The sequence below is a fragment of the Alteromonas sp. 4NS20-0143 genome (assembly GCF_057542855.1).
Genome location: NZ_BAAJLR010000002.1, coordinates 545524 through 568881, shown reverse-complemented (window position 1 = coordinate 568881; position 23358 = coordinate 545524). Strand labels below are relative to the sequence as shown.

Genomic DNA, 23358 nt, shown 5'->3' with positions numbered 1-23358 from the left:
TGTCATAAAAGTAGAATATCTCTATAGTTCAACGGTAACTCCTTGAGTCTGTTTAACAGCACTTTGCGAGTTCAATATACGTCACTTTATTCTTTCCAAACGCATTCTGGTTCTCCAATTACATGAAAATATTGCATACGTCTGACTGGCATTTAGGGCAGAGCTTTTTTACAAAAAGCCGAAAGCACGAACATGACGCATTTTTGAAATGGCTTTTAAATGAAGTCGACACTCATGCAATAGATGCGGTGATTGTGGCGGGCGATGTGTTTGATACAGGTACGCCTCCTAGCTACGCACGAGAGCTTTATCATGCATTTATTGGTGCGCTGCAAGGTCGGCAATGCACTCTTGTTGTACTGGGGGGAAACCACGACTCTGTTTCTGTACTTAACGAGAGTAAATCGCTGCTTAAGTATTTAAATAGTCACGTTATCGCCAGCACGTTTGGTGATAGCGCCGAACAGGTTATTGCGCTTAAAAATAGCGCCGATGAGGTTGGCGCTATTTTATGTGCCGTGCCGTTTATTCGCCCAAAAGATGTGTTGGTGAGTACAGCAGGGCAAAGTGCGGTAGATAAGCGCCATGCGTTGGGTGAGGCAATAAAGCAGCATTACGCAGTGTTGTATCAGCAAGCCATTGCGCTTCGACATTCGATTGCAGCACAAACACAGCGGCAGGCCGAGACTATTCCCATAGTTGCTACAGGCCACTTAACGGCGCTGGGTGTCAGTCAGTCTGAAAGTGTGCGGGATATTTATATCGGTACGTTAGAAGGGTTCGATGCAGGTGGCTTTCCGCCGGCCGATTACATTGCCTTAGGCCATATCCACCGCCCACAAAAAGTGGCTAAAACCGAGCATATTCGCTACTCCGGCTCGCCAATACCCTTAAGCTTTGATGAACTCAATACGCAAAAGCAGGTTGTTATGGTTGAGTTTACATCAGACCAAACCGCTATCACGCCGATCCCCGTTCCGCGCTTTCAAGCCATGGAGGTGATTAAAGGAGATTTAGCGAGTATTGAATTGGCCATTAATAACAGCAGCGCTATTGCTGATGCCACAGAGCTTTCGCCTGTGTGGTTGTGTATTGAAGTTGAAACCCAAGATTACCTTACGGATTTGCAACAACGTATACAGGCTTTGTTGGAAGGTAAAAACGCCGAAATATTACAACTCAAGCGTGTGAGGAAAAACGCCACTAAAAGCTTAAGTGAAACAAAAAACAGGCAATTGAGCGAGCTGTCGGTTAAAGAGGTGTTTGAGGCGCGGTTGGCCCTCGAAGATTTTGACAGCCTTGAGCGGGAGAATAGCCCTGAGCTGTTCGAGAGCCTAGAGCCAGATGAAAGCATATCCACTCAAGCATCATCAACAAACCGTAAAGCGCGCATAACACAACTGTTTTCAGAGGCAGTAGAGCGAGTTCACGCTAATGACGAGGACAATGACGCTCTTGTTAATAGCAGCAAAGCAGATAAGGAGCAGGCGAAGTGAAAATATTAACCCTGCGACTTAAAAACTTAAATGCCCTAAAGGGCGAGTGGAAGATAGATTTCACTCAGTCCCCGTTTGTTGATAATGGTTTATTTGCCATTACCGGGCCAACTGGTGCGGGTAAAACCACATTGCTCGATGCCATCTGTTTAGCGCTTTACCATCAAACGCCTCGTTTAGGCACTATCTCTTCTACGGCCAATGACATTATGACTCGCGGCACGGCAGAGTGTTTAGCAGAGGTTGAGTTTGATATTAAAGGCAAAGCTTATCGCGCGTTTTGGAGTATGCGCAGGGCGCGAGGCAAGGCAGATGGCAATTTGCAAAGTGCCGACGTTGAACTCGCCGAGGTAGACACTGGCAAAGTATTAGCAACCCAGGTTCGACCTAAAAGTGATGAAGTAGAACGACTTACTGGGCTTAACTTTGCCCGCTTTACTAAGTCGATGATGCTGTCTCAAGGCGACTTTGCGGCATTTTTGAATGCTAATGAAAATGACAGAGCCGAGCTATTAGAAGAGCTCACGGGAACAGAAATTTACGGTCATATTTCCCAAGCAGTGCATGCCCAATTTTCTGAAGCCAAACAAAAAAAGAAAGACTTTGGGTTAATGTTAGAGGGCGTAACCCTGCTAAGCGAAGATGAAACTAAGGCCTTAAATGATGAACTCACGCAGACCAAACAACACATTGCCGATTTATCTGCAGAGCTTCACGTATTGCACCAGCAAAAGCAGTGGCAAGATGCGATTAAAGAAAATGAACACGCCGTAAATGAAGCGCAACATCTACAAAAAGCTGCGCAGAGTGACGCAGACGAGGCAAAAAGCAAGCTGAACAAATTAGCACAAAGTGAACCTGCCGAGGTGCTACGAGTTCCTTATTTTAAATATAAATCGATTCAAGATGATGTGACTGTTTATGAGGGGCGACTGAAAGAAAAAGAACAGCAGTTACCTTATGCTCAGGCGGCATGCAGTGAGGCGCAACAATCTGTCGCGCAGGCCGAGGAAGAGCTGAAAGAAGCAAAGACTAACAATACTCGTCTTGAAGAACGCATCAATAACCATGTGTTGCCCATAAACAATAAAATTCAGCAGACCACAGACACCCTGAGCGAGTTAACCAATACCATATCTACGTTAACGGCATCTCTTAGTGAAAAAGAGCAAGAAAAGTCGCGAATTGAAAAGGCTTTTTCTCAGCAGCGCGCGCTTAAAGAAGAATTATCGTCTTACTTACAGTCGCACAGGCACATCGGCAATATTGCCGAGCATATAAGCGGCTGGAGTGAATCTGCGGTAAGCATAAATAACGAACGAGGGTTAATAAACTCGTGGGTCGCTAAGCGCAATGAAAATGCACACGCGTTAAGTCAGCTATCAGAAAAGGTAAGCCAACGCTTTGATGAAGTATCAAAATTCACTGTAGAAACTGAACGGCTTAAAGAGAAAGTGGAGAGCTATCAACATGCACTTAATTTGCTGCTAAATGGTGATGAAAAAGCAACACTGAGTGATGAAGTTGCAGTAAAGCTTAAGCACTGGGATAACATTATTCAGTGCGATCATTTGCAGCTACAGTACAAAGCGCTGACGGATGATGTGAATAATATTGCGGCAGGTGATGAAGCGCGTGAAAACGATAAAGCGACGCAAAAAGCCAAACGTGACAGTTTGGTGGATGACTACAAAAATACGAAAGCAAGATTAAAAGAAATCGATGAGATCATATCACTGAACAACGAGGTAGCGCACTTACGTGCTCAACTTAATGACGGCGAGGCGTGTCCAGTATGCGGTGCAAATGAACACAAAGTAGACTCGGTAAATATTGATGTACCCGCAACAGTGCAAAAGCGAGATGCTCTCAAACAACAGTTAGAAGATATAGAGCAAGAGGGAACAAAAGCCAAAGAAGCACTGGCAAAAGCTGAGATGGCTATTGAACAAGCCCTCGCAAATAAAAGTGCTCTTACTAAGCGGTTAGAAGAATTAAAAGTGCAGTGGCAACGCCAGCAAGAAGTGATTAGCCACGCCATCGACTCAGCATTTAGTGAAATACCCGTAGAAGGCAACGCTCAATTTGCACGCTTTAGCAACGCATACAAAGCGCGTATCGATTCTCTTAATCGGCAATTAAAAGATATTGAGCAGGCGGAGCAACAGTTAACCGACGAGAAAGCCAAGCACCACAATGCACAACGCGAACTGTCGAGTGCAAATGGTGAGCACCAGTTACTGTTACAACAACAGCAAAACGTGCAGGCATCCATTGCTGAGCTGGAAAAAGATATTGAGGAAAAACAGCGAGCACTCGATGAAAAAGAAAGCGCCCTAATTGCAGCAATAGCCGAAGTTACCCGAGCTAATTCGGATATTTCTGGCGCTAATACTTCTGATGATAATACTTTTGAAGGTAAAAACACTGGAGTCGAATTTACAGCTCCTGCACCTCAAGACCTAACGCAATGGTTAAAAGAAAAGGCCGACGCACTCAACGTTTACAAAGCAAAGCAGCATGAGCTTGAGTTACTGTTGCCAAGCATTAATGCCTTTAACGAGAATTTAGCTACGCTTACCCGTGAAATAGCGACTTATCAGCAGCAGCTGAAAGAAAGTACTGAAAGAGTAAAGCAATATGAAGATTCTCTGTCGTCATTCAACGCTAAACGACAGGAGGTATTCCCAGAGCAAAACATAGCCGCAGTGCGAAAAATCGCCGCTGACAACATAGAGCGTATTGAGCAACAGTTAACTGAATATCGAGCCAAGCAGCAGGGCGCCAACAATACCGCTGCTCGCTTAGATGCGGAAAAAGAGCAGCTTATCGAACAGTTAATGACTAAACGAGAGCAGCTTGCCATTGCTCGTAGTGATTTTGACAGCCTGCTTAACAAAAGCCCCTTTGAAAGCGAGGAAGTATTTACTCAATCGATGCTTGATGAAGAAACCCGAGAGCAGCTTGTTGCACTCAAACACTCAGTTTCGCAGAAGCTGCAACATGCTGAGTTACTAGTGGCCAATGCTGTTACGCAGCAAGAAAAGCTTAAAGGGAACGAGAATGCTGAGCGCTGGCAGCAGTTACTTGAAGACCGCGGGCCGCTGCAGGTTAGTGATAATATAGCTGAGAAAAATGAGCGTAAAGACGCGTTGCTGTCTACCCAAGGTCAGATAGCTCAGCAGCTATCAGCCAATGCACAGGCACAAGAAAAACAGCAGACATTAATAGAAGAAATGGCGCGTTTTGAGGCCTATTACGACGATATTACGTATCTGCATTCCCTAATCGGCTCAGCCAACGGTGACAAGTTTAGGCGCTTTGCTCAAGGCCTTACTTTAGATAACTTGGTAGTGCTGGCCAATCAGCAGCTTGATAAGTTACACGGGCGTTATCAGCTAATTCGCAAAGTGAATGAAGGGTTAGGTTTAAGTGTGGTAGATACATGGCAAGGTGATGTATTAAGAGATACCAAAACCTTATCTGGAGGCGAAAGCTTTTTGGTGAGTTTGGCGTTGGCGCTGTCTCTTTCTGATTTGGTAAGTTATAAAACCAGTATCGATTCATTGTTCTTAGATGAAGGCTTTGGCACCTTGGATGCTGAAACCCTAGACGTGGCCTTAGACGCTCTTGATAACCTTAATGCTAGTGGCAAAATGATTGGTGTTATAAGCCATATTGAGGCCATGAAAGAGCGCATTCCTACTCAGTTAAAGGTTATTAAGCAAAATGGTGTTGGGTTAAGTGCATTGGAAAAGCGCTATTCTGTCCCTTCTACCTTAGTATAGTTTTTAGAACATTCGGCCGCTTTTTTAGCGGAAAAGGCTATTAGCATAATATAGTGAGAGTAATTTTACGCTACACTTGGTTTCTTAGAAGTTAGTAATGCGTTGGTTTGAGATAAGGACATCGTGCTAAAAAACTAGCAGCTAGGGTAAGCAAATCACCTGTTATGCAAAAAATGTTGGTAGAACAGATATGTACTTAGAAACAGATATCATACAGCGCAACAATGTACGCGTTACTGGTAAGGGTGAAGTCACTCTTTTGCTAGCTCATGGTTTTGGTTGCGATCAGCGTATGTGGGATTACCTCATTCCCTTTTTTGAAGAAAGCTACAAAATCGTTCTGTTTGATTATGTTGGATGCGGGCAGTCTGACCTCAATGCATTCGATAAAAAAAGATATTCTCAGCTTAGCGGTTATGCAAAAGACGTTGAAGAAATCTGTGATTCGCTAGCACTTAGCAACGTAATTTTTATTGGACACTCTGTGAGCAGCACCATCGGCATGTACGCAGCTATCGAACGTCCAGACTTAATTGGCAAGCTGATCATGGTCTGTCCTTCTCCGTGCTTCTTGAATTTACCGCCCGATTACATGGGAGGGTTTGAAAAAGAGGACTTAGAAGAACTTATCAATTTAATGGATAAGAATTATCTTGGATGGGCGAGTTATTTTGCTCCTTTAGCCATTGGAGAGGGGAATGGTGATTCGTTTAAACAGGAGCTAGAAAGCAGTTTTTGCTCGACCGACCCCAGCTATGCTAAACCCTTTGCGAAAGCCACGTTTTTTGCTGACGATAGGCACTTATTGCCCAAGCTCACTACGCCAACACTCATACTTCAAAGTCAGGACGATACTCTGGTATCCGTTGAGGTTGGACAGTACATGCATAAAGCAATTGAGCACTCGGTACTCAATGTTTTAGAAGCTAAAGGGCACTGCCTGCATATGACAACGCCCGAGCAAGTGGCGTGTGCTATCGAGGAGTTTCTCGATTGAGACAAGTAGAGGTAGATAACTTCCCCTGCCTGCTGTTTGTGACTCATCTTGAAAGCACTCAAGTACTATCAGGTAATGGCTATGCACAGCAATTTTTACACATTTGCTTCGACGAGCTCTCGCTAACGTTGACTGATGTTCTATCGAAAGCCTCGCTTATTTTTTATGAAAGTTATGTAAAGCCGATTCTTATAAATAATGGTATTTTTACGGAGGTGCAGTTAACGTTAATCACTCGACGAGGCGATAGAATACCCGCAGTGGCGAATATACGCTTAGTTGGCGGTACACTATTTTGGGCCGTTTATCCTGCCGAAGAACGGGATAAGCTTTACCAAGAACTGGTCTTAGCGCGAGAAAGCTTAGAGGAGAAAACGGAAGAGCTCACTCGCTTAACGCGTTTAGATCCGCTGACTTCTTTGCTAAATCGCAGGGCATTAAATACTGATCTCACCAAGATAATCACATTTATGAGGCGCAAATACGTGCCCGTATGCCTGGTGCTTATCGATATCGATTACTTTAAACTCATTAACGATAATTTTGGTCATGAATACGGCGATGAAGTGCTACTAAGGTTGGCGTCTATGTTAACTGCTGTGGTGAGAGAAAGTGACCTTGTTGCTCGTTGGGGAGGTGAAGAGTTTCTCGTTGCGCTTTACAACACCCATCTTCAAGATGTTCAATATTATTGCGATCGAATTCATGAAGCCGTTCAAAAAATTCGTCTACCGAATAGCAAAAAGCTCACAGTAAGTATTGGTGTCGCTGCAATAGAGCCTCAAGACCTAGGAGATAAAGACGTTATTGCTAAGAAAATTAGCAAAGCAGATGACGCGTTATATAAAGCAAAAAATAATGGTAGAAACCAAACTCAATTAGGCTGAATGATTGCTATAACTCTATTTCATGCGCTTATGGACGTTTTTGGTTCAAAGAGTAGAAGTACAAAGTAGCTAAATCGACGCACGCGATTGATGCAATGTAAAAGGCAAAAAAGGATGGAAATGAAAAAATTGATCTTACAGGGTAGTGATGGAACTACATTAAGTACGTTACTGCGTAGAACTATTTTCTTAGCTTTTTTAGCGATTGGGGGCGTAGCAGGTTGCAGCGACAGTGAAGTAGGTGATGTGTCTCTTGGATTATTTACCACCAAAGATATTAAAATAGATGCATTAGTCGACCCCATAGTGACAGGCGTTACCTGTCATATTTCTAGCATCGAAGCCGATCTAGACTTTTCAGATCCGTCTGATAGCGCCATCGCCTGCAGACAAACCGGGCCGATAACCGCAGAAATGCTGGCGAATATCGATAAATCGCCCTCCGGTGATGTGATTTTTAGAAAGTCTAAAAGTGTGTTTTTCAAAAACATGAAGCTTCGCCGCATTTACGACGAAGAATCAAAAACACTGATGTATTTGTCATACAGCACAAAAGAAACATCGGGCAGTTATAAACACAGTCTTTCTACAGTGCCTTTATGGGAAACCGAGGCGTTTAATTAAGCACTGATATTGGCTTAAGACAGCGCCAATAAACGTTGTCATGGTAATGAGCGCCAGGTTAAAACATGCGGGTGTAAACCAGTGTGGCGCTCAATGCAGTGTCGTCATCGGTGAGTGGACTGTCGCTTATGCTGCTATCAAAAAATGTAGCGCCCACGTCAACTCGGGTCATGCCGCCTAAAAACTTACCCGTAGACACTGCTACTCTTACTTCGGTGTTTGTCGCGCTGCTGCCTTCATACAAACCTCTAAATGCAGTGACTTCTTCAGGGCGCACGCCGTAGTAATAATCCACATAGTTACTGTCTTGAAAGCTAAGGCCAACAGAGGGCTCAATCAAAAAGCCATTTATTCTGAATTGTTTACCTATTCTTGCGGTGGCTTGAAAACCATCGTACTTTCCTAGCATATCGGCATTGGTGGATAAGGAGTATGTCCAGCTTTGCGTGTTGTAATTTGCACTTATTCCAGCGGCAAAACTAAAGTCTCTATCGTCCATTCCTTCAAAGATAAAGCTGTCGGATTCCTCGTAACCGGCGAATACGGGGACTAATTGTGCATCGACTGAGAAGCCCTCTTCTTGAAATACCTGGTAGCTAACAAAAGGCCCATACACCCTGAGTTTTTCACCGGCATAACCAATAATAGGAATAGGAACAATTCGGTTATCGAATCCCGCATAGACATCTTGCGATGCGTTAATGCCAAAGCCATACATCCAGCCTTGAGGTTGTTGTGGAGCTTGGGCGTACGTAAATGTAGAAGCTGTCAGTGCTGACAGCAAGCCGCCTAGTATTAAACTTGTTTGTATTTTCAATTTCGAGCCTCCTTTTTAATAGCAATTTATTCGACCGTTTAAAGCAACGTTTAAATCAGAGATTGAACAGAACTTAAAACAGAACCTAGAATAGAACCATAAACAAGAATACATTCATTTGGTCATAATTGATCAGCACTACGGGTTAGTGAGTGTAACCAAGTGTTGCTGCTGTCCTAAGACTACGCCCTTGCAGGCAGACTTTTAGAAAAGAATTCGTGTTGCGTGGTAAAAACCACGTTAGTTGATGATAGCGCTTGTGATAGAGTGGAGGCATATGAAGCAAAGCAATATGAAGTAAATTGACGAGAAAATGGTGAAGCACGAATACATTATTGGCATCGACGGCGGAGGTTCACACTGTCGGGCTGTGTTGCAAAATAGCAATGGAAAGTTAGTTGGAGAGGGAGTCTCTGGGGCATCAAATATAATGAGCGACCCCCAACAGGCACTGCAATCAATAGTGAGTGCATGCAAAGCAGCAATAGCCGATGCCAACCTGTCGCTTTCTCTGTCTGAACTGGTGGTAATGGCAGGGCTTGCCGGCGCCAACATTCCTAAAGCAAAGACTTATTTTCTGTCATTGCCAATGCCGTTTAAACGCATTCACGTAATGAGCGATTTGCATGCCGCCTGCTTTGGTGCCCATGAAGGCGCAAACGGTGGTCTAATTATCTGCGGCACTGGCTCGGCAGCTACGTGTCATCGCGATGGCACATTTAAAGATATTGGTGGTTATGGACTTAGCTTAGGCGACAATGGCAGCGCAGCGTGGCTTGGCCTTCAGGCAGTCAAAAATACATTGCTTACGATGGATGGTGTTCATCAAGAAAGCGCGCTTGCAAAACGAGTGGTTGAGCAACTTCAAGCACGCACAGCTAGCGATGTTGTTACCATTACCTCCTCTTATAAACCAAGTCATTATGGAGAGCTGGCACCCATTGTTACAGCATGCCATGAAGCAGGCTGCGAAACCGCTACCGAGATTATTCGCGAAGGCGCTCGCTACATTCACTCCATCATAAACACGCTAAACGAGTATTATCGAAGCTTTTGTAAAACAGCGGGCGATTCATCAGTAATGCCAGTGTGTGTGGTGGGTGGACTTGCGCAAACCTATATTCCGTTATTGCCTAATGATATACAGCAATCGTTATGCGCGCCAAAAACAAACGCTCAGCGCGGTGCAATAGGGTACTTTTCACAAGTGGATAGCGCGAAGGATAGAGTGAAAGAAGGCGTAAAGTAAAAACGTTCTTAAAGGAGTAGGGCCGATAGAAACAGGCTCTATAGGAAAAGTGCATTGTGCACAATAAAGTGAAAGACAGACGTGGTTTAAATAAATAAGGTGGCTTGCGCCACCTTATTTTGTATATAACGTTAACCGTTAACTTACGCTATTTCTTTATGCGACAAGAACTCGTCATAGTTACCATCAAAGTGGTTAAGCTCTTGGTCTTTTATTTCAATAATTTGAGTGGCTAGCGAAGAAACGAACTCTCTGTCGTGGCTAACAAAAATAACCGTGCCATCAAATTTGTAAATAGCATTGTTGAGCGCTTCGATAGACTCCATATCCATGTGGTTAGTAGGCTCATCTAGCACAAGCACGTTGATATCTTGAAGCATTAGCTTGCCAAACAACAGACGGTTTTTCTCACCCCCTGAACACACCTGCACTTTCTTATTAAAGTCATCAGAAGTAAACAGTAAGCGTCCCAGCATGCCTTTTATTTGAAGGTCATCATGCTTTGGACTGCGCCACTGGCTCATCCAGTCAAACAACGTCATATCTTTAGCGAAGTATTTGGCGTTGTCTTGTGGAATGTAACCTATCGCTGCGTTTTCCGCCCACTTAATGTTACCCATTGTAGGCTCTAAATCGTCTACTAAGGTTTTAAGTAGCGTGGTTTTACCTGCACCGTTTTCACCGATAATTGCCAGGCGCTGACCTGCTTCAAGCAACAAGTTAACGTTGCTGAAAAGCGGAAGGTCGGGATAGCTGTGGCCCAGTTCTTCAAGGGTTATGGCTAAGCGATGCAGTTTTTTGTGTTGCTTGTACACAATGTAAGGCTTACGGCGACTCGACGCTTTCACCTCAGACAATTCAATTTTTTCTAAACGGCGAGCACGAGAAGTTGCCTGCTTTGCTTTTGACGCATTAGCAGAGAATCGTGCAACGAAGCCCTGAAGCTCTTCAATTTCAGCAGATTTCTTCGCGTTTTCGTTGTGCAGCTGTTCTTGTACTAACATTGCAGCCTGAACGTAATCGTCGTAGTTACCTGGGTAAGTACGAAGTTCACCGTAGTCAATATCCGACATATGAGTACACACAGAGTTTAAGAAGTGTCTATCATGGGAAATAATGATCATGGTAGATTTACGCTTGTTTAGCTCTTCTGCTAACCAGCTTATGGTGTAAATATCCAAGTTGTTGGTTGGCTCATCAAGTAGCAAAATATCAGGTTCTGCAAACAAGGCTTGAGCAAGAAGAACACGCACTTTTTTACCCGGTGCAATTTCTTTCATTAGGCCAAAGTGGTAGCTTTCATCAATACCGGCAGAGCTTAATATATCGCCTGCTCGGGCTTCAGCTGTGTAACCGTCCATTTCGGCGAACTGAGTTTCAAGATCGGCAACACGCATACCGTCTGCTTCGCTCATATCAGGCTTGCTGTAAATGGCGTCGCGTTCTTGTTTTACTTCCCATAATTCACGGTCGCCCATGATAACGGTGTCAACTGCGCTAAATTCTTCAAATGCAAATTGGTTCTGGCTTAAAATACCGAGTTTAGTACCCGGTGCCATAGAGACATTGCCAGAAGTCGGTGTAAGTTCACCGCTCAAAATTTTCATAAAGGTAGACTTGCCGCATCCGTTTGCACCAATTAGGCCGTAACGGTTGCCGTTGCCAAATTTGGCAGAAATGTTTTCAAACAGTGGCTTAGAGCCAAACTGCATCGTAATATTAGCGGTGGTTATCAAAACAGGTATCCAGGGGAGTAAATCAGAAGATAAAGCTGGGCGTGTTTGTACGCCGAGGCAGCTTGCATTGCGCGCGCACTATAAGGAAATAAGGGCAATATGTCGAGGAAATTTTGAGCTATTGCCCTTATCTTCACACAAATGTCTTAATTCATGCCCTAATTCCTTAGCACTAAAAACTAGCCCCCTTAAAGAGCGTAAAGTCATTTTTTCGACAAGTGCGCTGCTCTAGTGCATTAAAAGGAACAGTGCATTAAAAGGAGCAGTGCACCGGAAGGAGCTGTGCGCTAAAGAGAACAGCACTCTAAGCAGACAGCCGGTGGGCACCAAATGCTGTTTGGCTGATAGGTGAGCCATTCATTGCCGCTACAAGCGCTAAATCGTTTGTTGCTGGTAATGATAAATCATCTGTTTCCGGTAGCGTTACATCATGGTCTTTTGCGGCCTCATACTGAGCTAAAAAGTGCTTTCCTGCGCTTACACCCACTTTATAATCATGACGCAAGTCGCTGTCAGTACTTCCAAGAAGCTTACTGTGCAAGGGTTTGTCAGCAAATATTTGGATAATCTCTACATCTGCTGGTGGGTTTGCGATAAACGCCAACTCTTGCTGATAAGCTTGCTCGTGCTGCACTAAATAATTAATTGTTTTGGGGCAATGACCCGTTGCGCATACTAATGACTTCAATTTGTGTAGCCATGCTGAGCGCGCCTGAAAATTAATATCACCAGTGCGAATAACAACAATTTTCTTCGCGCCTCGCTCGTACGCCTCTTGCACGGGTAGGGGAGCCGCTAAACCGCCATCTAAGTAAAAATCTGATATAGGTGCCGTTGGCTCAATACAACTGGCATTTTGTTCACCTTTTGTAGGCCCGTTAGCGATACCTTTCCTCGCTGACGCTCTGTTAGTGCTAGAAACGCTAGTGCGTTCACCGTTATTCGAAGAGGCGTTATAAGCGCTAGCGTTATAGTCAGTTGTTAGCGCTACGCCTTGCTTATACAAAAAAGGCAATGCGCTAGACGCTTTTAGAAGTTCACGCCATTGATTAGCGCTACCTGTAGGGCTTAAAAAATAAGGCTTACGATCCCGAGAGTTTGTAGCCGTTATTAATAGCTCTCTGTCTCCTAAATTTTCAGTAGCTGCGCTAAAATCTAATAGTCGATTTGTTTCCTTGGTTTTATCAAAGTACCAATCTAAATCGACAATGTGCTTACCCACCAAGCCACGGCCAACTTGAAAAAAACGTTTGTGACGCGACAGGCCTCTAATTAATCGTTTCGCATATCCTTTTTGCCGCGCTAAAAAGCTGGTTAAGTTTTGCGAGCCTGCTGAGGTTCCAATAAACATGTCGAAAGGGTCGTAATTTTCAGCCAACCACGCGTCGAGCACTCCAGCGGTAAAAATTCCACGCTGTCCCCCGCCTTCTGCAATAAGCGCTAACTTAGTACGCTCGTTTGCTTGAGGTGAGACTGACGATGGGGCTGGAGTGTTCATTTTGGTTACCTGTTCGATAGATAGTTAAGATGAACCAAAGGATATGGCGTTTTACGCCAATGCGAAAATTGAAAGAATGAATCGCAGCGATAGGAAAAACACAGTGACTTGAAAAGCGGAATAAAAGAAGCGATGTGCAAAAAAGACGTCCCTGTCAACACACTTACACACAAACACATTTGCCGGTAGGCAGAGTTACATAGAAAGGCCGTGAGACTTGTACCACTTTCCTTTGTAAAGTCTTTCTATGACAGCCTGCTTTTCCCAGCTAAATAAATATATCCAGTCGTTATCAATAAGCTCTTGCAACATGGTGTGTTTATTCACAATGTCGAGAATTTTGTGATTTGGGGCAACAATATAAACACCCAGTCGTTGAGGTTGGTGAACCCAGCGCTCGCCGTTGTGTAGCGACTGCTTTGAAAGCCCTATTCGCAAATCACCGGAATTGCCTTCAAACACACCAATATTGTTGCCAACGGCGTTGTGAAGCACCTTGTTTCCACTGCCTAATTTATCGTTATCCGTTACAGAGGCGTTGTACTGCGCGTTGATCCAGTGGGTAACAATCATTGGCGCTGTCATCAAGGTTTCTAGCACGGAAGAGTCCAAATCGGTTTGCCAGGTATAGTCGTGTAAAAAGCTTTTACCTTCTAAGTCGACGCCTCGAGTACGCTGGCGAGGACCGATAATAAACGACGCGTTTCCTGCAAGACCCCACTCAGGCTGAACTTGAGACCAGTCTTTTGCGCGTTGCTGAAAGCGCTGGTCGCGTTTTTTGTCCGATTCAAACTGTAAATTGGTACTGTAATGTTTAGCCCGTTCCTTTTGCGCTTGATGCTTGGCTTTTAATAACCAGTTTTTTACTTTCTCTGGTGCGGAGGTATCAAAACACTCCACGTCGTCGGTAGTCGTATTATGCAGTGCGGGGATAAAGCGCGTATTTCCGGCTATTTTGTGTCCCATTGTTTTAAGTGCTTTGCGAACATCCTCATCATTGAGCAGTTGAGCCAGCACGCGCACATTAACCTCGCCAGATTGACCGCCGCAGGCGCCGCAATCAAGACCAGCGGCATGCAGGTTATTTCTAGATTTGCTGCCATGACCCACTAACAACACAGTGGGAGAGAACTTATTCATTCCCATCATTTTTAGTGCACCCGCAGCTAAGGCTACTTTGTCATCTAGGCCAATAGGGCCGTTTTCATTTTTAATTTCCCAATTGCGCTCATGACTTAATGTGTTCATCGGGTTTTCTTTACTCGATGGAAGCCAAGAGTTTTTCAAAAGTTTAAAGGCATACCACCACCCCGCAGACTCCACCATAGAAAAGCTGCCAAGTGGCGACTTGCTCCATTTGTGCCACGTAGAACGCTGCTGAATAAATTCGGTGCGATGAGATTCAGTACCACTTTCCGATACTGAAAGCTGCGGAGCAAGAAGCCCTGGTAGTTGAGGACGCTTTGCATCTGTATTCGCAGGCGCATAGGCTACTGGCATACCAAAAAAGCCTGCAAACCCCATGGTTTTCACGGAAGGACTTTGCAATTCTAAAACACGACGGATAACTTCAGAGCGCACATCAATGCAAAAGATAGCCTGCACTTCTGCGTGGGTTTGCTCAACCGGCGTACAGCCAATCAATTTAGCCTGTAACCGCTGTTGCTGTTCATACTCGTAGGCATACATCATTACCCACTGGCTTTGCTCTTCTCGTTTAAACTGCGCTATTCTTGCTGGGAGTTGATTTAATACGTAAGACCATCTTGTTCTTACTTGGTTAGCCTCTACAGCATGGTGTTTTTCATAATACCGATACACAATGAGTTCCCAAGCAAGACGAATAGCGAGTAAACCCTGCAGTTCGTTTTCGTCTTTAAGCCAAGTGCGATAAGCAATATAAGAAGACCACCCGTTAATACTCATAATGAGCGCGTAGAAATAGTCTTGCGCTTTGCTGTTATCTAGTGCCAGTGTTTTACTCGCTTCAAGTAGAAGGCCATCAACACTTGTTGGCAGGGTTTCAAATACTTTCTTAAGCCCGCGGGTATTCATCAGTACGTTAATACCGGCGTCGTGCTTTAACCCATTAAGCCAACTTTTATACAAGGTGTCGGCGGCAGAGTTGCCCTCAACGTGAACAAGAGGAGACTCGTGTTGATAGTACGCCGCGCAAAACTGACTGATTTGAAATAAACACTCATCTTGCCAGGTCATTTCACTTGCCGAGCGATAGCTGTCGAAGTGCGTTGTAATAAGTGGAAGCGCTAACTTCTTGGTGGTATCGCCAAGCGTAGACAAAAACGTTGCGCTATCTAGCGTAATACCGTACTGAATTAAACTGTGAGAAATTGCATTGTCTGAGATCTCTCCCTCTTTATACAAATCTAACCAATGAGTCGCTGGCATCACGGTTGATATACCGGCAAGGGCATGTACTTTTGCCGATACGTCTTGCTGCGAGCTGTTTATCAGTTTCCAATAGGGGTTTACCGCAATTAATTTATCAAGAGGGAAGTTTGGCGCAACTCCCTCACAAGCTTGGGCTGCCGCTTTGTGAATGCGCTTTTCATCAAGACTTGAGGCGTTAAGTGAGATAACGGTCATTATTGATTCCCAATTTTAGACACTGATGCTGCATGACTAGGTCGCGACTGTTTCTCACGCAGCGTTATTGGATGTAGTTTTAATGTGATTTTGGTAAACCATTCATCGAGGTAAAACCCTGCAAACAAAAGCTGTTTAAAACGCTTCACTGCAATATGATTAGCAAATGTTTGCATGACAAAGTGCAGCGCAAATAGCGTAACTAACAATGCTGATACCCATATGTCCATTAGCGAAAACATGCCAATTGGGGCCGGGTAAGCGGGCACAATATAGCTTTGAATAAGGCCTTTTATTGTTGCGTAAAAGCTTACAAGAGCAATGGTGATAGCCACTAAGATATACATTTGTGTTTGGTCTGAATTAGCGGTTCGCATGGCAAGAAACGCGGTGAATGCCAGCGCCATCAGTACCCAGGGGCTTGCGGGCCCTTGATAGCTAGAAAGTGTAAAGCTAGCAGCTATGACAAGAGAGGTAATAAACGCAGCGTTAAGCCAGTCGGCATAGAGGGGGGCTCGATGGGCGCTAATATCGTGCTCTAAGGTTTCATAAACCGCCGAACCTGTATTTAAAAACGCATAGGCCTTGTAAAACGAGTGAGCAACCAAGTGGATTAGCGCAAGCGAATAAAGCCCCATGGCGCATTCAATAAGCATTAACCCCATTTGTGATGATGTTGACCAAGCAAGTCGTACTTTGATTGTGACGCGGGTTGTCATGATCAATGCACTGAAAAATACACTTAACCCTGCTACAACTAACAGCATCCACTGCGCCTGACTACTTGCAGCAACGAGGGGCGCAAAGGCCAATAACAGATACCCACCCAAGTTTATAACGCCAGCATGAAGTAGCGCACTTACTGGCGTAGGCGCTTCGACAATATTTATAAGCCAGCCATGCGCCGGAAGTTGAGCACATTTTAACAGCGCAGCTGCACTTATTAGGCAGGCGGCATAAGTCGTTAACTCAGCGTTAGTTAATCCACTTTGTGTTTGGATAATCGAACTGGGTTGATTAACGAGGTACAAAATTTCATCGATATACAAGGTGTCGAACGCTAAAAACAGCAATACAAAGGCACCCGCCATCAAGCACTCTGAGGTGCGAGCCAAAATAAACTTTTTATGTGCCGCAATAATGGCGCGTGGGCGCTCGGGATAAAGTAGCAATAAGTTGTGCAAAGAAAGACTGACCGCTAGCCATCCCGCCCAGAAAATAATGAGGTGGTTGGCTAAGATAGTAATAACCACAGAGGACAAGGTAAGCTGCATCCAGCGCAAGAAACGGGGGTAGCAGGCTTCACCCACTAAATAATTGCGAGAAAATCGCATCAGTATGGTGCCTATTGCTACAACCGTTAGCATAACAATGGCTTTCATAGGGGAAATAGAGACTAACATGACACCCACTGCAGTTGTCCCCTCATCAGTAAGCATGCTGCTAGAAAGGCCAGTAGCTAAAGACACGATGAGCAGTGTGATGCTTCCCACAATAGCGACTTTCTCGATATTGACAGTTGAGAACAGTGTGGCTTTTTTACTGGTAAACCAAGACAGTATGGCCCAGAACAGTGGCAGCGAAATTAGCAAAAATGCGCTGGTTTGAGGTGACATGTTTTACTCCTTTTTTGTTTTAAGCAGTAAAGCACGGTCAGTTTAATTTAAAAAATAGATATATATTTAAAAATCGTTCGTATTTTTAACTGTGTTAATTTTTTGTTTTAAGTAAAATATTGAAAAATATATTGAATGTGAACTTTTGTTGTTAATTCGTTCTGTTTAATGAATGATTTTGTTTGATAATTTGAATTTTATTTTATATTCATTGAGGGCGATCATTACGCTAACAGAATTTTTGTATAACGAAGCATGCAACCTACAACCCCTATTCTTCACTTTCCCAACGACTTAGCACAGGCAACCGCTTTTATTAAAGCAGGTGAGTGCGTAGCTATTAAAACCGAGACGGTATACGGCCTTGCTGCCGATGCATCGAACGAAGATGCGGTGAAAGCCATTTTTAAAGCCAAAGCGCGGCCAGCCACAAACCCGCTTATTGTTCACATTGCCAATATTGCTGATATGAAAAAGTGGGCTAGGGATATTCCATCGCGGGCTTATTTATTGGCTGAAAAATATTGGCCGGGGCCGTTATCACTATTACTAAAAAAGCAGCCATGGGTAAGCGATACCGTCACCGGGGGGCAATATACCGTGGTGCTGAGAATGCCAGCGAGTGATGATTTCTTATCGTTAATCAACGCGGCGGGAGTTGGGCTTGCTGCTCCCTCTGCCAACAAATACAAGTTTATAAGCCCAACTAGCGCTGCCCACGTGCTTACGTCTTTACATGGACGAATTGCCGCAGTGGTAGATGGAGGAAGGGCGGAAGTGGGTATTGAGTCGACCATTGTTGATGTAACGGGAGAGACGCCCTGCATATTGAGGCCTGGGCCTATCGACCGCGACAGCCTGAAACGCGACTTACAGACCGAAGTCACTTTCAAAAACAATGAGGGCCTTACTGTACCTGGCAGCGTCTTACAGCATTATCAGCCGAATACGCCAGTGAAGATGCTTTCCCAAAACGCGCTAGTGCAAAAGAGATTTACCAAAGGCGAAGGCTTAATAGCTCTTTCACCCTGCACATGGCCTTTAGAAAAAAGAAACTACATTCAACTTTCTTCAACGCCTCAGCAATACAGTCGCGACTTTTATGATGCACTGCATGAATTAGATAAACAGGGGCTGAGTTGTATTTATATTGAAGCCTTACCTAATACCGATTCGTGGTTTGCACTGAATAATCGAGTAAGCAGAGTAGTGGCTTTGGGCTAACTTTTCGTTTGTTCAATCAACTGTTGAACGTGGGGAGAAACCCGTTTTTTCGATAGGGTAACGGCATAAAAATGTTCGTAGGCGTCGGGCAGGCTTTGTTGAATATGTAAAAGGCCATTGGCAATTTCATCGCGAACTACCACTTCAGGCATAATTGAAAAGGCGCCGCTATCTCGAGCTAACAATCTAAGCATCGCCATGTCGTTGGTTTCTGCCTTTATTTTGGGGGTGTATTGAAATTTGGCGCAAGCAATACTAAATGCAGAGCGAATTTCACTATTCTGAGAAGGCAGAACCCAGGTCGCATCCCCATAACTATTGGGGAACTTACGGGTTCGCTGAGGCTTAGTAGGCCCAATAATTTCAATGGCTTGGCGGGAAACTAATTCGCTGTGCCATATGGCGTTTTGCTGACCTAATTCAACATTGTGATTGGTGAGTATAATGTCGAATTTAAAGCTAGAAAGGCCATCGAGCAGGTTTTCTAGGCTATCTGTTTGCAAAGAGAAAGTAGCAAATTTATCGTTTATAAGCGGTAGCGTAAAACTTTCTACAAAGTTTCGAGATAAGTTCGATAACACGCCAATTGAAACGTGCCTATGTTGAGTGGGTAGCCCCTTATTGATCAAACTCTCTAGTTCTTCGCCTTTCGAAAATATGTCGTCGGCGTAGGCAAGTACCTGCTTGCCCTCGGGCGTTAGAATAAGTGAACGCCCCTTGCGGGTGAGAAGCTCTATACCTAAGTGTTGTTGAAACTGTTTAAGCTGGGCCGATATAGCCGATTGTGAAAGGTGAATTTCGTTGGCTACCTGGGTTAAATTACCTGTATTCGCGACGCGCCAAAAATAATACAAATGATGATAATTCATTCTCGACACTAGGTTATCTCCGTAGCTTTAGTAAGTCTCTGATTTAGCGTTAAATTTAACGGTTAACGCCGTTTATACTACCGCAAAAAATGAGACGGTGCAGTATTCTGTTAGTTCTATTCCTCGTTTGCCCTTTCAAAATTAGTAGAAAGTGCCTGTGGTGACAGACTCATTTGCATGGCACAGCCGGTAAAACATCTCGATAGCATAAGCCTAAAACTTACGGCGCAAAAGTTGCAGCGCACTAGGGGATGACTAGACCAGTAAGCAACCACGCTATTGAAAAGAGCAGGTAGTTTAAAGTGGCACACGCCAGCGATACGCGGGAGACAAGGCTGACATGGACATAGCAAGTACGTTAGAGCCCAAACAGCTGGCAGCGATAGCCGGCTTATTCTTGGCTGTTGTCATTCTTTTTTTGGTAAAACGCCTTGTTTTGGTGCGTTTGAAAGAAAAAGCTCGCTCCGAAACTAGCAGTATGTCGGGTATGTATCGGGTACTTGTTTTATCCTTAAACGCACCCCTTAGCCTAACTATATGGGTAATATTTTTACTGCTTGTAAAAAGCGTGGTATCTGTTTTTAAAGTAGACGATGAACGCACGCTTACAGTACTTAATGTGCTTATTGAGTCGAGCATTATCATCACGTTGTTCCTTTTCTTAGAGCGTTTTCTTACCTATTCCCTACGTCGCTACAAAGACCAGTCGTCTTTAGTTAAAAATACCAGTGCCATTGCCGGTGGGGCGCTTCGGGCAGTATTAGCTGTTCTGGCCATTCTCATTATTTTAAGCGCTATGGGTATTTCTATAACGCCCATTGTGGCATCACTAGGTATTACCTCTTTGGCGGTGGCGTTAGCACTGCAGCCTACCCTTGAAAACTTCTTTTCAGGCATTCAGTTAGTGATGGATAAGCCTATTCGAATAGGTGACTACATAGAGCTAGATTCAGGCGAGCAAGGCTTTGTTGAAAAGATTGGCTGGCGCTCAACCTGGGTAAGAATGCTACCAAACAATATTGTTATTGTGCCCAACAGTAAGCTGTCTAATTCAAAGTTGATTAATTACTACTATCCCGAGCGGGAGCTATCGGTGCCTGTGGAATTAGGCGTGCATTACAGTTCTGACCTAGATCACGTTGAAAGAGTGTGTTTAGAGGTAGCCAAACATACACTGCACACCCATGAATACGGAGTAGATACCTACGAGCCGTTTGTGCTTTTTCATACCTTCGATAGTTCGAGCATTAACCTTACGGTAATGCTGCGAACCCGTGAATACTTCAACCGCTTCTTTATTAAAAGTGCGTTTATTAAATTGCTTAAAAAGCGCTTTGACGAAGAAGGTATCGTTATTCCATTTCCTATTGCTGCAATTAATCTTCAGCAAGAGCAGCAACAGGAGCAGCAGCAAGAACAAAAATAAAAGCAGCAACAAGGCCGGGAATAAAAACAGCAATAGGAGTAAGCCAATAGCCATAGGTAACAAGGTTGTTAGTGCTACCTATTTCTTGTTAAAAAGTAATCGGCGCTCACGTATTTTCCGCCGCCGTAAATAAGTAGTACGAGTAACATAACAAAATAGGTGGCGGCGAATTCAATGCCATTATTTAACACCACAATATTGCCACTTGAAGTTAGCCAGTCGTAGTTGCCGTGGGTTTGAAGCAGTGATTTGGCAGCATCTAGCTTTTCAGGAGCATCCATAATGCGCTCGTTAAGCAAAATAGTACCATCAGCCAGCCACGAAGAGGCATCAGAAATAGCTAGCCAGCCGTTTTTTCCATGCACGGTTACCATGGCCACCAGCATGGTTATTAGCAAAGGAACGCTAACTAATCGCGTCAGCAAGCCAAACAAAAGAAAGATGCCGCCAACCAGTTCAGCCGCTGTAGCCAGTAGCGCAAGCACAAATGGAAAGGGTAGCCCCAAACCGTAATCTTCATTACCGAACCAATCTACTATTCCTGAAAAGCTGCTGGCTTTATTCCAACCGGCCTGAATCATAACTGGCGCTAGATAAAGCCTTATTAATAGTAATGCTACCCCATCGAAATGGTGTAAACGCTTAACAGTATTGTCGTATTTTGAAATGAGCACGGCGATAAACCTTAAATGTGAATTTTTAAATAAGAACGCTATACGTGCCAATAAATTTCATGTTTTGTAGAAAGTCATTTTAAAGAAGGAGAAATACCAAAAATCTCGCCGCATTAACTGGAAGTTTTTATTGCTGTCGAAATAGAGTGCTTATTTGGGCGAGCATACATATAGTGGAGTACACAGCGGCTGGGTTACGAACATCTATACACTTTTACTGCGTTCAGAAAGAGACTCGTTTTGACAATTAGACTAAATCAATATGTGAAGAAAAGAACCGGCTTAGGACTAGGTGCTTCTGGCTCTTTGCAAAATATGCTTTCACGTTCTCTAGGGGCCAAATCTTTCAGTCATTTTTGGCGGTATTGGAATCCGATATGGAGCTACTATTTATCGCGATACGTAATGCGGCCACTATCAAAATGGCTACCGCAGTGGCTAACGATAATGATAACTTTTGCAGTAAGCGGAGCGCTTCACGACCTAGCGGTTACCTTGCTTAAGTGGCACGCTATATTCTTTTTTACACCTTGGTTTGCAGTGATGGGGGCAGCAGTTTTAGTCACAAGCAAACTGAATCTTCAATACGCTAACTTCCCGTGGGCCATTCGTGCATTGTTCAATGTAGCGATAATAGTTGCGTGTTATTTGTTGACCTCGTTGCTTGATGGAGTGTTTGTGCAGGCTTACAGCTAACTTCACGTTTGTTGAGTTTTACGTGCTAGGGACTGAGAACCTTAATGATGTCTGCAGTCCAGAATTTATCGTTTCATTTGAAGCAAAAAATAGCGGAATTATGTCTTCGGTAATAATGCCATTTTTGACTTCTTAAGATCGTTCATAGCTTGTTTACCTGTCACTTGCACAAGATAAGGGCTTGGATCTAGCATTGCGTCTTTAAACTCAAGCTTAAAGTAATATTCTTGTCCAGGCTTTGCTTCAAAATCATGAAGCGCGACATAATCAATTTTATCGTTAGTGTTTTTTGCTTCAGCAGCAGAAATTACACCGGCTACCGCAGCAAGCGGAGATACGGGCGTATATATTGGGCTTTTCTGTAAATCTGCCAATAGCTCAATTCGTGTAGGAGCTGTATCGAAACGATAGTAAGTATTTCTAGAGATTACCGCGAGCGGTTTAGGACTTTGCTGACTTACATTTTGAGCCACAAGCCAAGAAAAAGAGGCCGCATAGGCGTCGGAATCACGATAAATCGTAATTCGTGCTTGATCTGGAGATACGGTATCAGGTGCTTGTTCAAACGAAGCGCCTTTCGGATTAGAAGCGCATCCCGATGCTGCTAACAAAACCATCAAAAAACCAATTAATAAAAACTTTAAATGTTCCATATTTATATCCTTTTATTTAGACAGCTTTTATACAGGTACTTCTCTATATTATTGTCGTGCAAGTTAAGAATAGTATGTGATAACAATCATAAATTCAATCACACATTGCGCAGCCTTTATCCAATATGCTCGACAAAATTCGAGAGGGAATTAGGGTTAGCTTTTTAATTTTGAGTGCGTTTGAGCTTTATAGAATATTTTGGGAAAAAATGGTGGCCCAACCCTGACTTGAACAGGGGACCTGCCGATTATGAGTCGGATGCTCTAACCAACTGAGCTATTGGGCCATTTTGAATTGTATATTGCGCTGCGTTAACTATGTGATTCAAAGCTATGTTTGAAAGCAACATGAGCTTCACATATTCAAGCGACCGCAAGTATAAGCAGTTTTATTTGGCTTGTCACGCCTTGGCAATAGCTTTATGAATTGTTTGCTTTATTTTTGTTCACATTAGCGCAAGATGTGGTGAAAAGCTTTTGGCGATGGGCGCAGATTTCTCT

General features: G+C 44.0%; 17 protein-coding genes and 1 tRNA gene. 9 read left to right on the top strand and 9 right to left on the bottom strand.

Translation table 11 applies throughout. The features are described from left to right. The first annotated feature begins 122 nt into the window (after nucleotides 1-122). The 5 genes from sbcD (at nucleotide 123) to AC27HD_RS06180 (ending at nucleotide 7792) form a co-directional block, all read left to right on the top strand. Nucleotides 123-1496: an exonuclease subunit SbcD gene (gene sbcD, locus AC27HD_RS06200; RefSeq protein WP_487104483.1), complete on the top strand. Its 1374-nt coding sequence runs from the start codon at nucleotides 123-125 to the stop codon at nucleotides 1494-1496. Beyond that, nucleotides 1493-5284 (top strand): AAA family ATPase, encoded by a 3792-nt coding sequence (locus tag AC27HD_RS06195; RefSeq protein ID WP_487104481.1) that lies wholly within the window; start codon nucleotides 1493-1495, stop codon nucleotides 5282-5284. Before sbcD ends, AC27HD_RS06195 begins: the two co-directional genes overlap by 4 nt. A gap of 190 nt (nucleotides 5285-5474) precedes the next feature. After that, nucleotides 5475-6281 (top strand): alpha/beta fold hydrolase, encoded by an 807-nt coding sequence (locus AC27HD_RS06190; protein WP_032096403.1) that lies wholly within the window; start codon nucleotides 5475-5477, stop codon nucleotides 6279-6281. Continuing rightward, nucleotides 6278-7168 (top strand): GGDEF domain-containing protein, encoded by an 891-nt coding sequence (locus tag AC27HD_RS06185; RefSeq protein WP_487104479.1) that lies wholly within the window; start codon nucleotides 6278-6280, stop codon nucleotides 7166-7168. Before AC27HD_RS06190 ends, AC27HD_RS06185 begins: the two co-directional genes overlap by 4 nt. 120 nt (nucleotides 7169-7288) lie before the next feature. Then, the gene (locus AC27HD_RS06180; protein WP_152561555.1) at nucleotides 7289-7792 is read left to right on the top strand and encodes a CreA family protein; all 504 of its coding nucleotides are present in this window, start codon (nucleotides 7289-7291) and stop codon (nucleotides 7790-7792) included. Between the two features lie 58 nt (nucleotides 7793-7850). Here the strand turns inward: AC27HD_RS06180 and AC27HD_RS06175 are convergent, their stop codons facing one another. Then, nucleotides 7851-8609 (bottom strand): MipA/OmpV family protein, encoded by a 759-nt coding sequence (locus AC27HD_RS06175; protein ID WP_487104477.1) that lies wholly within the window; start codon nucleotides 8607-8609, stop codon nucleotides 7851-7853. Between the two features lie 313 nt (nucleotides 8610-8922). On the opposite strand from AC27HD_RS06175, the gene AC27HD_RS06170 reads away from it, so the two are divergent. Beyond that, nucleotides 8923-9858 carry a glucosamine kinase nucleotide-binding domain-containing protein gene (locus tag AC27HD_RS06170; RefSeq protein WP_487104475.1) on the top strand — a complete coding sequence of 312 codons (936 nt, stop codon included), beginning with the start codon at nucleotides 8923-8925 and terminating at the stop codon, nucleotides 9856-9858. A gap of 143 nt (nucleotides 9859-10001) precedes the next feature. Here AC27HD_RS06170 and AC27HD_RS06165 read toward each other — a convergent pair whose 3' ends face one another. The 4 genes from AC27HD_RS06165 to AC27HD_RS06150 form a co-directional block, all read right to left on the bottom strand. Beyond that, entirely contained in the window at nucleotides 10002-11594 is a 1593-nt protein-coding gene (locus AC27HD_RS06165; protein ID WP_032096404.1) for an ABC-F family ATPase, read from the bottom strand. A gap of 304 nt (nucleotides 11595-11898) precedes the next feature. Continuing rightward, on the bottom strand, nucleotides 11899-13092 hold the full coding sequence (locus AC27HD_RS06160; RefSeq protein WP_487104473.1) for a patatin-like phospholipase family protein: 1194 nt from the start codon (nucleotides 13090-13092) through the stop codon (nucleotides 11899-11901). 195 nt (nucleotides 13093-13287) lie between these two features. Continuing rightward, a complete protein-coding gene (locus AC27HD_RS06155) occupies nucleotides 13288-15699 on the bottom strand; it encodes a YbcC family protein (protein WP_487104471.1) in 2412 nt (803 codons plus the stop codon). After that, nucleotides 15699-17315 carry an NADH-quinone oxidoreductase subunit L gene (locus tag AC27HD_RS06150; RefSeq protein ID WP_487104469.1) on the bottom strand — a complete coding sequence of 539 codons (1617 nt, stop codon included), beginning with the start codon at nucleotides 17313-17315 and terminating at the stop codon, nucleotides 15699-15701. Before AC27HD_RS06150 ends, AC27HD_RS06155 begins: the two co-directional genes overlap by 1 nt. 255 nt (nucleotides 17316-17570) lie before the next feature. On the opposite strand from AC27HD_RS06150, the gene AC27HD_RS06145 reads away from it, so the two are divergent. Beyond that, nucleotides 17571-18539, top strand: a complete 969-nt coding sequence (locus AC27HD_RS06145; protein ID WP_487104467.1) for an L-threonylcarbamoyladenylate synthase — start codon at nucleotides 17571-17573, stop codon at nucleotides 18537-18539. Here AC27HD_RS06145 and AC27HD_RS06140 read toward each other — a convergent pair. After that, entirely contained in the window at nucleotides 18536-19408 is an 873-nt protein-coding gene (locus tag AC27HD_RS06140; protein WP_235207806.1) for a LysR family transcriptional regulator, read from the bottom strand. The genes AC27HD_RS06145 and AC27HD_RS06140 overlap by 4 nt on opposite strands. Before the next feature lie 340 nt (nucleotides 19409-19748). Here AC27HD_RS06140 and AC27HD_RS06135 point away from each other — a divergent pair, with 340 nt between their 5' ends. Further along, a complete protein-coding gene (locus AC27HD_RS06135) occupies nucleotides 19749-20834 on the top strand; it encodes a mechanosensitive ion channel family protein (RefSeq protein WP_032096408.1) in 1086 nt (361 codons plus the stop codon). Nucleotides 20835-20908: 74 nt separating this feature from the next. Here the strand turns inward: AC27HD_RS06135 and AC27HD_RS06130 are convergent, their stop codons facing one another. Beyond that, complete coding sequence (locus AC27HD_RS06130) at nucleotides 20909-21508, bottom strand: HvfX family Cu-binding RiPP maturation protein (protein WP_032096794.1); 600 nt, start codon at nucleotides 21506-21508, stop codon at nucleotides 20909-20911. Between the two features lie 240 nt (nucleotides 21509-21748). On the opposite strand from AC27HD_RS06130, the gene AC27HD_RS06125 reads away from it, so the two are divergent. Then, a complete protein-coding gene (locus tag AC27HD_RS06125; protein WP_235207779.1) occupies nucleotides 21749-22204 on the top strand; it encodes an MBOAT family protein in 456 nt (151 codons plus the stop codon). A gap of 98 nt (nucleotides 22205-22302) precedes the next feature. Here the strand turns inward: AC27HD_RS06125 and AC27HD_RS06120 are convergent, their stop codons facing one another. Both AC27HD_RS06120 and AC27HD_RS06115 read right to left on the bottom strand, forming a co-directional pair. Next, on the bottom strand, nucleotides 22303-22857 hold the full coding sequence (locus AC27HD_RS06120) for a hypothetical protein (RefSeq protein WP_032096411.1): 555 nt from the start codon (nucleotides 22855-22857) through the stop codon (nucleotides 22303-22305). A 210-nt stretch (nucleotides 22858-23067) separates the two neighbouring features. Continuing rightward, nucleotides 23068-23144 (bottom strand) — tRNA-Ile (locus tag AC27HD_RS06115). Nucleotides 23145-23358 lie beyond the last annotated feature (214 nt).

What these genes read in the sequence shown, in the direction of transcription:
- AC27HD_RS06140 (WP_235207806.1), bottom strand. Translation starts at nt 19,408, where the DNA reads ATGAATTATCATCATTTGTATTATTTTTGGCGCGTCGCGAATACAGGT.
- sbcD (WP_487104483.1), top strand. Translation starts at nt 123, where the DNA reads ATGAAAATATTGCATACGTCTGACTGGCATTTAGGGCAGAGCTTTTTT.
- AC27HD_RS06120 (WP_032096411.1), bottom strand. Translation starts at nt 22,857, where the DNA reads ATGGAACATTTAAAGTTTTTATTAATTGGTTTTTTGATGGTTTTGTTA.
- AC27HD_RS06135 (WP_032096408.1), top strand. Translation starts at nt 19,749, where the DNA reads ATGGACATAGCAAGTACGTTAGAGCCCAAACAGCTGGCAGCGATAGCC.
- AC27HD_RS06190 (WP_032096403.1), top strand. Translation starts at nt 5,475, where the DNA reads ATGTACTTAGAAACAGATATCATACAGCGCAACAATGTACGCGTTACT.
- AC27HD_RS06160 (WP_487104473.1), bottom strand. Translation starts at nt 13,092, where the DNA reads ATGAACACTCCAGCCCCATCGTCAGTCTCACCTCAAGCAAACGAGCGT.
- AC27HD_RS06150 (WP_487104469.1), bottom strand. Translation starts at nt 17,315, where the DNA reads ATGTCACCTCAAACCAGCGCATTTTTGCTAATTTCGCTGCCACTGTTC.
- AC27HD_RS06155 (WP_487104471.1), bottom strand. Translation starts at nt 15,699, where the DNA reads ATGACCGTTATCTCACTTAACGCCTCAAGTCTTGATGAAAAGCGCATT.
- AC27HD_RS06180 (WP_152561555.1), top strand. Translation starts at nt 7,289, where the DNA reads ATGAAAAAATTGATCTTACAGGGTAGTGATGGAACTACATTAAGTACG.
- AC27HD_RS06145 (WP_487104467.1), top strand. Translation starts at nt 17,571, where the DNA reads ATGCAACCTACAACCCCTATTCTTCACTTTCCCAACGACTTAGCACAG.
- AC27HD_RS06170 (WP_487104475.1), top strand. Translation starts at nt 8,923, where the DNA reads ATGGTGAAGCACGAATACATTATTGGCATCGACGGCGGAGGTTCACAC.